The 11,472-nt window shown below is 58.0% G+C and carries 6 protein-coding genes; all 6 read left to right on the top strand.

The features are described from left to right. The first annotated feature begins 167 nt into the window (after positions 1–167). Positions 168–5,699, top strand: a complete 5,532-nt coding sequence (locus tag IPM59_01750; GenBank protein ID MBK9214318.1) for a M36 family metallopeptidase — start codon at positions 168–170, stop codon at positions 5,697–5,699. Between the two features lie 220 nt (positions 5,700–5,919). Then, complete coding sequence (locus tag IPM59_01745) at positions 5,920–6,966, top strand: rod shape-determining protein (protein ID MBK9214317.1); 1,047 nt, start codon at positions 5,920–5,922, stop codon at positions 6,964–6,966. Positions 6,967–6,983: 17 nt separating this feature from the next. Continuing rightward, the gene (gene mreC / locus IPM59_01740) at positions 6,984–7,880 is read left to right on the top strand and encodes a rod shape-determining protein MreC (protein MBK9214316.1); all 897 of its coding nucleotides are present in this window, start codon (positions 6,984–6,986) and stop codon (positions 7,878–7,880) included. 19 nt (positions 7,881–7,899) lie between these two features. Continuing rightward, positions 7,900–8,448: a rod shape-determining protein MreD gene (gene mreD, locus IPM59_01735; protein ID MBK9214315.1), complete on the top strand. Its 549-nt coding sequence runs from the start codon at positions 7,900–7,902 to the stop codon at positions 8,446–8,448. Between the two features lies 1 nt (position 8,449). Beyond that, complete coding sequence (mrdA, locus tag IPM59_01730) at positions 8,450–10,342, top strand: penicillin-binding protein 2 (protein ID MBK9214314.1); 1,893 nt, start codon at positions 8,450–8,452, stop codon at positions 10,340–10,342. A 3-nt stretch (positions 10,343–10,345) separates the two neighbouring features. After that, positions 10,346–11,467 (top strand): rod shape-determining protein RodA, encoded by a 1,122-nt coding sequence (locus IPM59_01725; protein MBK9214313.1) that lies wholly within the window; start codon positions 10,346–10,348, stop codon positions 11,465–11,467. The last annotated feature ends 5 nt before the right edge of the window (positions 11,468–11,472 follow it).

Below are 11,472 nucleotides of genomic sequence, written 5' to 3'. Positions count from 1 at the left end.
CGGAGGTCTTTGTCTCCGCTTACGTTTCTGTAGGTAAGGTTGCCTTTGGCAACGAATGCGTAGCTCGATGCTTCGTCGGGGCACTTGGCCTTGGCGAAGTGAGCTTTTGTCTTAGGTGCGGGTTCCGAGAGTAATTTTCAAGCCCAACGTTCCAGGAGGATTCTCTAATGTTTAAGTGGTCAAAGTCGGAGACGAGACGACAGATCGTGCTGTGTCTCTTAGTTTTGGGATTTATTACGGCGATGATCGCCGTGCCGTTTCAGTTTGGAACGAGTGCCGCCAGCGAGAAAAAGAGCGGTCTTTTTGTTCGAACTGAGAGCGGTAACGACGGTTTGCCTAAGATGTGGGACATCCGTGAGCAGAGCGGTGATGAGTTCACCGAGGCTCTCGCACGGTTCAGGCAATCTGTCAGCATGGACGCGACGCGCGTCGCTGATGTGCGAGACGGGTTTGTCCGCGGCGAGCAGGCATTTCGCCAGCAACATCCCGGAGCCAAGGTCGAGTACAATCTCGATATCCGAATTCCTGAGATCCTAACGCCTGACGTATACGAGCAGAGCGTTAGATGGCTAACGTCGCCGACCACGGCCAATCGTGCCACCGTTCTGCGAGACTTTATCAAAGGTTATAACGACCTCGTTGGTCTCAGTGATACTCAGATAGACGCTCTCAAAACAGCCGCGAATTACGTGAATCCCGACGGGAATCTGTCGTATGTCCGCCTCGAGCAGGAGATCAACGGCATACCGGTCTTTCGCGGTGAGATGACGGCAGGATTCCGGCACAATGGGCAGATGATCCGCGTGGTCAATAACCTTGCACCCGGCTTGGACTACGGGCGGCTCTCAACGACGTTTGGTGATCCGCTGGATGCCGTTACAACGGCCTCAAAACATATCAATCATGAGCTCCGCGCCGAGGACCTCACGCGAAATGACGCCGAATCAACCAACCTCCGTGTCGTCTTTGGCGGTGGTGACTGGGCAACTCTTGCTGAGAAGATGTACTTCCCGACCGAGCCCGGCGTGGCTGTGCCCGCTTGGCGCGTTCTGATCTGGCAGCCGATAAATGCATATTACGTCATCGTCGATGCCGAGTCGGGCGTCGTTCTGTGGCATAAGAATCTTTCTGACGATCAGAGTGAGGCTGCCACGTATTCGATCTATGGCAACTCGAACGCCTATATCAACGCTGCCGACCACGCGGCGCCGCTGTCACCGGGACCGAACGATCCCGGGCTTGGGACGCAGGGGACGCTTTTGACGAGGACGAATGTGACGCTGATCGGGAACGAGGGTGCGAATTCGTTCAACAATAACGGTTGGATCACAGACGGGACGAATATCACCGACGGCAACGCCAACGAGGCCGGTCTTGACCGCGTGGCGCCTAACGGTGTTGATGCACCTCTGACCGGCGACGCTGCTTGTCCGGGAGCGGGCTGCAGGACGTTTACATCAACATGGAACCCGCCGCCGGGTGCTCCGGCACCGGGCGACAATCCGCTAGATCCTCCGGCCCAGCGCGGTGCGGTCACGCAGATGTTCTATTTGATGAATCTATACCACGACGAACTGTATAAGCGTGGGTTTAATGAGCCTGCCCGCAACTTCCAGCACCTGAACTTCGCGGGTGCGGGCGGCGTGGCCGGCGACCGAGTCAGTTCAGAAGGCCAAGATTCATCGGGAACAAACAACGCGAATTTTGCGACGCCGGCTGACGGCAGCCGCGGCCGCATGCAGATGTACCTTTGGACCGGCCCGACGCCGGATCGTGACGGAACGGCCGATGCCGCGATCGTAATACACGAGGTTACGCACGGCACGTCGAACCGCCAGCACGGGAACGGCAGCGGCCTTGGCAACCAAGGCGGCATGATGGGCGAAGGCTGGGGCGATTTTTATGCTCATACGATGACGGCCGAGCCGAGCGATCCGATCAATGCCGTTTATGGGCTTGGCGGGTATTCGCTTTTGGACCTTGGCGGGCCCTGGACGGCGAATCATTACTACGGCATTCGTCGGTTCCCGACGGCCGTCAAGGCTTTCACGGGTGGGCCGAATAACCTGCCGCACAACCCGCTTACATTTGGCCATATCAACGCAGGCTGCGACACGACATTGGGTACGCCTACCACAGCGGTATCCAGCGCATTTCCCCGCAATCCGCGAATTGCGACCTCAGGCAGCTGCTCGCAGGTCCACAACGCCGGTGAGATCTGGAAGAGCGCCTTATGGGAAGTGCGTGCCCTGATGGTCACCCGCTTGGGATTTGCCACCGGTACGACGCGCGTCCTCGATGTGGTGACCAACGGCATGAAGCTTGCTCCGATCAACCCGAACATGCTGCAGGAGCGCGATGCGATCGTTGCGACCGCCGCTGCTATTCCGGTCGGGCCGGAGACGAGCGCCGATGCTGACGATGTTCGCGAGGGCTTCCGTATTCGCGGTATGGGCTGTTTTGCATCGGTGCAGTCTGCTTCTGCGGTCACCGAGAACTTTGCACCGTGCGCACCCGATTTCGCCGTGGCAGTCACACCACCGACGCAGGCGGTGTGCGTCCCGGCGACTGCGACATATAACGTGAACATCACGACGCAGCTCGGCTTCACTGACCCGGTTACGCTTAGTGCGACCGGCAATCCCGCCGGGTCGACGGTCACGTTCAGCCCGAATCCGGTTAACCCGACGCCCGGCACCTCCACGATGACGGTCACAACGACCGGTGTCGCAGCCGGTTCCTACATCATCACCGTTACCGGTACATCAGGGGCTTTGGTCCACAGTCAGCAAGTGACGCTGAACGTCTTCAGCGGTACTCCTGGCACGCCGACGCTGACTGGGCCGGCCAATGGATCGACGACCGCTACACTTTCGCCCACGTTTACATGGGCCGCGGTTGCCGGTGCGGCCACGTATGAGATACAAGTAGCGACGGATGCCGGATTCTCGAATATCGTCGCTTCAGCCACGGGGCTGACGACGCCGACATTCACACCGGCATCACCGCTTGGAGTTACCACGCAGCATTTCTGGCGAGTGAGGGCGGTAAGCCCGTGCGGCAACGGACAGTATTCGGCGACGTTCAACTTTACGACGCCTTGCTCCGGTAACTATGTGTCAACTACCCAGACGGGCCAGACCATTCCGGCTGGCGGCGTCCTGGTTGCAGGTAGCCAGGCGGACGATGCGGCAGTCGCGATAACGCTTCCGGCCGGCTGGACATCATCTGTCTATGGCATCGCAGTGACATCGCTGAGCGCCAGCACGAACGGCAACATGAAGGTGAACGCCGCGGCGACAACGGCGTTTACCAATGCAGCGCTTCCTGCCTCGGCGTTTGGCGCAACGCCGAATTTGTTCCCGTATTGGGATGACTTGATAATGACGGGGGCGAATGTCACGAATGGCGGTATTTATACGAATACGGTCGGCGCGGCTCCGAATCGTCAGTTCTATGTCGAATGGAGAGCTCAGCACTTCTCCGAGACTGTGAACGGGCCGATCACAACGAACTTTGCGATCATGTTGACCGAAGGCTCGGATGTGGTCCGTTACATTTATGCCTCGACGGGTATCGGTGCTCAGGCCGGCGGTGCGAGCGCAACGGTAGGTATCCAAAAGGCTGGGACCGGAACCGACTTCACGCAGTTCTCATTCAATACGGCGAGTCTGTCGGATGGATTGCAGATCACGTATTCACCGCCCAACTGCGGTGGAACACCGACGCCAACTCCACCACCCACGCCGGGCGTGACGCCGACACCATCGCCGACGCCTCCGCCGGCAACGCCGACGCCTACACCTCCGCCGGCAACGCCGACACCGACGCCTACACCTCCACCGGGATGTGCGGGGCAGACATTCCCGGCGACGGGGTTGCCAGTATCACCGCCAGACACTACGCCGGCGGGCGTCAACGTGACGATCCCGGTATCGGGACTGACAGGGACGCTGACCTCAGCACAGTTGAGAAATTGGACCTGGAACCCGATGCACACGTGGGGCGGCGACATCAAGATGACGCTGCAGGCACCGAGCGGCGGGCCGACGGCGACGATCGTCGAGCGGCGCGGCAATACGGTATGCCCGCCGACGGGCGTAGGATCGTCCAGCGATCTGGTCGGGCCGTATAACTTTGGTGACGGATTCCCGAACACATTCCACACGGTAGCGGGCAATCCGGTACCGGCGGGAGACTACTCGGCCAGCCGGTGCGTAACGACGCCGGGCGAAGCAGTATCGCTGAACACAATCTTTGGCGGGCCGGTCCGGCCGGCCCAGGATGACACCGGGCTTGCGGTATTCGAGGGGCTTGCGCCTGAGGCTGCCAACGGCAACTGGACGCTGAACATCAGCGACAATGCCGCGGGCGACACGGGAACGGTCACGGCCGTTAACCTGTGCCTGGTAGCAGGCGGCGGCGGGCCTTCGCCAACACCGACACCACCGCCGGCGACGCCGACGCCGACACCGACGCCTCCGCCGGCAACGCCGACACCGACGCCGTCCGCTTTCAGTATCACGTTCGCTCAGAACCCGTATACTGAGGATGAATCGCAGACGGCCGTTATCGGCATTGTCCGCAGCGGTGACCTCTCAGGTACAAACGCCGTGACCTTCACGACGTCGAATGGAACCGCCACCGGCGGTGCCGCTCCTGGGCCGGGTGTAGATTACCAGACGGTCGCCCAAGCCGTGGTGTTCAGCCCGGGTGACACGTTCAAGACGGTCAATGTCCCGATCTTTAGCGACACGCTAAACGAGCCGACCGAGACGGTCAACCTTACGCTGACCGGCCCGGGCACGCTCGCACCCGAAGTGCAGAATGCTGTGCTCAATATTAACGACACAGCATCGGCATTCCGATTTGGTGGTGCGATCTGCAGCAACCTTGGTGGTGCGGCTGCTCCGTATCCGGCACCTATTACTGTTGCAGGTGGGCCGCTTCAGATCGGAGCGATGCGTGTCACGCTCTATGACCTGGAGCATATCTTCCCTGATCACCTTGACGTCCTGCTGGTCGGCCCGGGAGGCCAGAAGTACGTGCTGATGGGCGATGCAGGCGGAGCGATAGCGATACCGAGCAATAACACGGTGACGCTGAGCTTCCGTGACGCAGGGCCTGGTGTGCTGCCCAATTCAGGGCCGCTTACGACTGGCAACTTCGAGCCGACAACCTGGGAGACGCCTGTGACCAACTTCCCGGGTGCCGCACCTGCGGGGCCGTATAACGAGCCCGGCAGCACGGCCGGCGGAACGGGAACACAGACGCTCTTTGGCAACTTCGGTCTGACGAACGCCAACGGCACATGGAACCTGTTTATCCGTGACGATGCAGGTGTTCCTGTGGCGAATCCGGAGGCTGTGACCGGTTGCATCAGCGACTGGGGCATTGAGTTCCTCACCTTGACGGCAGCGAACGCGTCCGTTTCAGGTCGCGTCCTAACGGCCGGAGGCCAGGGCATCCGGAATGCTGAGGTGGTGATCTCTGGCGGCACTCTGACGGAGCCGATGAGGGTCCAGACGGGCAGCTTTGGATACTACAACTTCGAAGGCCTGCAGACCGGCCAGACCTATATGGTGACGGTCAATTCGAGGCGGTACATCTTTGCTGTTCCGACACAGGTGCTGTCGCTGACGGATAACGTTGCCGATCTCGACTTTGTTGCGATCGACACGGAGGCCACTAACAACTAGACACGCTCCGCAACAAGCGGACATGACTGAAGAGGGCGAGGCTCAGCACCTCGCCCTTTTTTGTCGTTGACGCCCTAAACTAGGCACGAGCAAAAAAAGGTGTTGCCAAAGGGCGTTGCTAGTGGATAATTCGTTGAGACACGGTGTATGCTATTCGATTAGGCATTTTTGTCTGAAAATGGCGCCCTCGGCCGGATATTAGCTGAAGATTTGATGGATAATGGCATTTAAGTCTCTGTTCAGTCTCTTTTCGAGCGATCTCGCGATCGATCTCGGGACCGCAAATACTCTTGTTTATGCAAAGGGCCGCGGCATAGTCGTCTCTGAGCCATCGATAGTTGCGATAAACAAAATTACCAATCAGGTTGAGGCCGTTGGCCGCGATGCAAAAGAAATGCTTGGCCGCACGCCCGGTAATATCGTGGCCATCCGGCCGATGAAGGATGGCGTGATAGCAAATTTTGAGGTCACGGAGAAGATGCTGCAGCACTTCATCCGTAAGGCTCACAACGGCAAATCGTGGGTCCGCCCACGTGTCGTCATCGGTATTCCGTCGGAGATCACGCAGGTTGAGAGACGCGCGGTAGAAGATTCGGCCTATCGTGCGAAGGCATCCGAAGTTTATCTTGTCGAGGAAGCAATGGCCTCGGCTATCGGTGCTGGCCTGCCGATCACCGAACCGCACGGCAACATGGTCGTCGATATCGGTGGCGGCACGACGGACATTGCGGTCATCTCGCTCTCTGGCATCGTCTATTCCCGTGCGGTCCGTGTGGCGGGCAATGAGATGGACGAGTCGATTACGCAGTATATCAAGCGCAAATACAACCTCTTGATCGGTGAGCGAACGGCCGAGGCGATCAAGATAGCTCTCGGCTCGGCGTTTCCGCTCGAAGAGCCGCTCTCGATGGATGTCCGCGGGCGCAATCTGATCGAGGGCATCCCGAAGACGATCACGATGACGGACGAGGAGATACGCGAGGCCCTTTCGGATTCGGTATCGACGATCATTAATGCCGTCCGGGTCGCTCTTGAGCGAACACCGCCCGAGCTCTCGGCGGATATAGTCGAGCGGGGCATCGTGCTGACGGGTGGCGGAGCACTTCTCAAGAATCTCGATAAACGCCTGATGATCGAAACGGGCCTGCCGGTCGTGCTTGCGGACGATCCGTTGTCATCCGTCGTGTTAGGCACCGGCAAAATGCTGTCCGATTTCGAACTCCTTAAGCGCGTTAAGTGGGACAATTCACTAATGACCGGAAACTGACCACGAACCCGTGTTAAATGGTAGAGCGTAGTCAAACCGAAGTATGGCGGCTGGCGCCGTGGTTGATGATCGCATTCTTGTTGATCAACTTCGTGCTGATGGCGTTTGACGCCAGAGAGATTACGACCGGGCAACGTGTCATCAGATCATGGACGCAGACGGTAGCCGATTTTGTCCAGTCGCCGGTCACAACCATCACCTCGGGAATTGCCAACTATTTCACCTCCATCTCAAATCTCCGCTCCGCACAGGACGAGAATAGTCTGCTAAAACAGCGTGTCCAGGAACTCGAGGTCGAGCTAAAACAAAAGGAAGAGCTCGCGAGTGAGAACACTCGGCTGCGTTCGATGCTCGAACTAAAGGAGCAAAGTCGGTATCGCGTGCTTACTGCACGTATCATCGGACGTGACCCTTCTGTCTGGTTTGACGCGTCAATAGTGAATCGTGGCAGCCTCGACGGCGTTACTCTGAACATGCCGGTCGTGACGGACGGCGGCCTGGTCGGCCGCGTGACGGCCGTCAGCCCGCTGACGGCGCAGATAGATCTGATAACCCGTGACAAATCAGGCGTTGGGGCAGTTGTCGGCCAGATCGGTGAATCAAACGCCCTCGGCGTCGTCGCCGGCACGAGCAAGAAGGAGCTCCTCGAGATGAAATACGTCCCGGGAAATATCGATGTGCGGGTCGGTCAGACAGTGTTTACAAGCGGCCAGGACGGGATATTCCCGGCGGGATTAAAGATCGGCGAGATCGTCAATATCGTGACCGGTTCGGCTACGACGCCGCATGTAATCCAGATCCGACCGGCGGCCCGTTTGAGCTCGATGCAGGAAGTCGGGATTCTCCTGTATGAACCGCAGGCCAATGCGGACTATGACCAAAAGCTGCCTAATTCGGTACGGCCAAAAGACTGATCTGGAACTGAGTGAGTAAGTGGAAGGCGTAAGACTGACCATCGCACTGATAATCGCCGTTGTGCTGCAGTGGACGCTGCGCAATGTGGCGGAGCCGTTGGCTTATGTCGACCTGCCGCTGATCGTTGTTGTTTACGCAGCTCTTCAGAGAAACTCTATCCGCGCGATCATCTTTGGAACATTAGCGGGTATCGCGGTCGATGCGTTGAGCGGCGGCTTGCTCGGTGCGAACGGGTTCTCAAAGACACTCGTCGCCTACGCCGTTTCTGAAATCGCCCGCAGGGTGTATCTGGACAACATTCTGCTCAGGATCCCCATCATAGCAGGTGCGTGTTTGCTGGATGATTCGGTCTATTACGGACTCCATCGCCTGTTCGGACAGGCGCCTGCGGGTGATGTGTTGGTCACGGGAGCCTATTCGCTGATAGGAACGACGACCGTCGGAACAGTCATTTATCTGATGTTGCAGAGCCTATCGGGCGAAAAGGGCACGCGACGTAAACGGCGCGACGTATTCGGAGCCCGGCGGCAGACACGCAGGCGAAACCCCATCCGGCTGGGCAAATAGAATGAAGATAGGCGATCACGTCCAGAACCTCGCCGCGCGCGTAGCCACGATACAGGTATTGGCTTTTGTGCTGCTTGGCATTCTGGGAGTCCGGCTCTATTACCTGCAGATAATGCGGGGCGCCTACTTCAGCGACCGTGCTGAGAGTCAGCGTGTTCGCCTGATACCGATACCCGCCCCGCGCGGGGCGATCTTTGACCGCAACGGGCGGCTGCTGGTAGATTCGCGGCCGACCTACAATGTTGTTCTCTCGAACGAGCCCTTGAAATCGATCAACGTCAGCGAACGGGTTGATGAATACGCGAATGGACTCAAGCTTGATCGCGGCTTCGTTGTTGAAAGGCTCAACCTGATAAAGCAACAGAATGAGTTCGAGGCGATGGTGCTCAAAGAGAACATCGACATGCGTGATATTGCGTGGGTCGAATCTCATTCACTCGAATTCCCTGAGCTGCGTGTTGAGTTGCAGCCACAGCGGTTTTATCCGCTGGGAACGACGCTCGCGCACGTACTCGGATATGTAGGCGAGATCAGTCCAAAGCAGTTAGAAGACCCCGTTTATAAGGACCGCGGATTTCGACCAGGTGACATTATCGGGAAGGGCGGACTCGAGCAGTATTATGATGAGTATCTTCGCGGCCGTGATGGGTATAGGAAGGTGCTGGTCGACAGTCGTGGACGCGTTCAAAGCGAGCTTGAGGTCGTGCGGCCGCAGGCGGGACAGGACCTCGTAACGACGATCGACCTCGATCTGCAGATGGAGGCTGAGAAGCAGTTGGCCGAATCTGCGACGAAGCGCGGCACGATCATCTCGATGGACCCTAACAACGGGCAGATCTTTGCGATGGCATCGGCGCCGTCGTTTGACCCCAACATTTTTGTTCGTGGCAGCTCAACACCGGAAGGGCGGCGTCAGATCGCGGCCTATTGGCAGGACGAGAAACGCCCACTTTACAACCGGGCAATTCAGGGACGGTATCCGCCGGGTTCGACCTGGAAGATCCCGGAATCGGTCGGAGCTCTAAGGCAGGGCGTGATCACTGTCGCTCATTCCAATGTAGCCTGCGGCGGCGGTATTAGGATCGGAAACAAATTTACTCGGTGTATGGGCAGCCACGGTTCGCCGCCGCTGAGTTTTGCGATCACAAAATCTTGTGACGGCTATTATTATCGTCTTGCGCTCAAGATGGGTATCGACGGCCTGTCGCAGATGATCGAGGACTTTGAGTACGACCGGCGTACCGGCATCGATCTGCCCAACGAGAAGGTAAGTCAGACGCCAAAATCGTGGCGAAGTTGGGTTGAGCGAAATGAGGGTAAGTGGAGTGATATCCGGACAGTTTACGCGGGGATCGGTCAGGACACAGTTGTCGTAACGCCGATCTCGATGCTCCGGGCCGTTTCAAGCGTCGGCATGCACGGCAATATGTATGTGCCCCACTTTTTGAAAGAGTTCAAGACGATCGGTGCGGTCGGCGAGCCGGGCGACGCAAATTTTTTCCCTGAGCGGCCGGGCTTTGGCTACACTCACACGCAGCCAAAGCTCATCGCAATGACGCCCGAACAAGAAGAGGTGATGGTCAAGGGAATGTGGGGTGTGGTAAACGGCGGCGGTACCGCCGGCTCGATACGAATTCCGGGCTTTGACATCGCGGGCAAGACCGGAACGGCACAGGTCGCAGAATTGGGCAAAGACGTTGGAGCAAAGAAGGACCATGCCTGGTTCGTATCGTTTGCACCGGCATACAAACCCGAGATCGCAGTGATCGCGCTGATCGAGAACGTCGGTTTTGGTGGTTCACATGCCGCGCCGGCCGTGCGGGCCATGTATCAATCGTACCTTACCAAACGGGAGCCGCGACCGGATGACCCACAGGAGGTCGCAACTAAGTAAGGCATGGCGGCCATTCTGGAGAAAAAACGAGAGCTACGCGATTTTGACTGGCTAACGGCTGTGCTGGCCTTGGCCATTGCGGGATTTGGCGTCTGGCAGATACGAAACGCGCTGCCGAGCGAGGGTTACTGGTCAAAGCAGATCATCGGTATCGCGATCGGCGTTACGGCGTTCGTAGTCGTTGCGTTTACTGATTTTCGCCGCATCGTAGATTCGGCACCCGTATTCTATGGAGTCGGACTGGTTCTGCTGCTTCTTGTTTTGACGCCGTTGGGCGTGGAGGTCAACGGCCAGAAGGCGTGGCTTCGGCTTCCGGTGATCGGGCAATTTCAGCCGTCGGAATTCGTGAAGATCCCTACGGTGTTGATGCTGGCGAAGTATTTCGGTGTCAGGAAACCCAAGAAGCTAACGCTGCGTGAGACCCTGATCGGAAGTGCGATCCTAGCCGGGCCGCTAGCGCTTATCATGCTTGAGCCGGATGCGGGTCAAGCGATCACATACATCCCGCTGCTCGCGGCTGTGCTGTTCTTGTCCGCCCTCAAGGTGCGATACATCATCATTGCTCTTGTCGCAACGGCGGTTCTGATCCCATCGGCATGGTATGTTGGTGTCAGCACCGGTAAGATCAAGCGCTATCAGCAGGAACGGATCATGGCGGTCATCGACCCGGACAGCGTCGATCCGCGCGGCTACGGGTATCACACGATACAGTCTATGATCACGGTCGGCAAGGGCGGATTGTCGGGCATTCACGGCGAGACGGAGACGTCGCAAAGCGTCCTGAAATTTCTACCTGAGCCGCATACTGATTTCATTTTTGCCGTTACTGCAGAGAATACAGGATTTATTGGCTGCATATCGCTGTTGCTCGCATACGCTTTACTGCTTTCAAGGATGATAGCCGGGGCGAGAGAGGCTTCTGAGCGCGCCGGAATGCTTGTTATAATGGCCATTGTGAGCGGGATGGTCTTCCAGATATTCATCAACATCGGGATGACTCTGGGGTTTCTACCCGTCATCGGCGTGCCGCTTCCCCTGATGAGTGCAGGCTTGTCGGCCATTCTGTCGACGTTTGTGGCGATCGGCTTCGTCGTGAGCATTAGACTGCGTCGGTTCGTTAACTAGGAGGT

Source organism: Chloracidobacterium sp., assembly GCA_016715795.1.
In the GTDB taxonomy this organism is placed as follows: Bacteria; Acidobacteriota; Blastocatellia; order Pyrinomonadales; family Pyrinomonadaceae; genus OLB17.
This window is presented reverse-complemented; position numbering and strand designations above follow the sequence as displayed.

What these genes read in the sequence shown, in the direction of transcription:
- IPM59_01725 (MBK9214313.1), top strand. Translation starts at nt 10,346, where the DNA reads ATGGCGGCCATTCTGGAGAAAAAACGAGAGCTACGCGATTTTGACTGG.
- mreC (MBK9214316.1), top strand. Translation starts at nt 6,984, where the DNA reads ATGGTAGAGCGTAGTCAAACCGAAGTATGGCGGCTGGCGCCGTGGTTG.
- mrdA (MBK9214314.1), top strand. Translation starts at nt 8,450, where the DNA reads ATGAAGATAGGCGATCACGTCCAGAACCTCGCCGCGCGCGTAGCCACG.
- IPM59_01745 (MBK9214317.1), top strand. Translation starts at nt 5,920, where the DNA reads ATGGCATTTAAGTCTCTGTTCAGTCTCTTTTCGAGCGATCTCGCGATC.
- IPM59_01750 (MBK9214318.1), top strand. Translation starts at nt 168, where the DNA reads ATGTTTAAGTGGTCAAAGTCGGAGACGAGACGACAGATCGTGCTGTGT.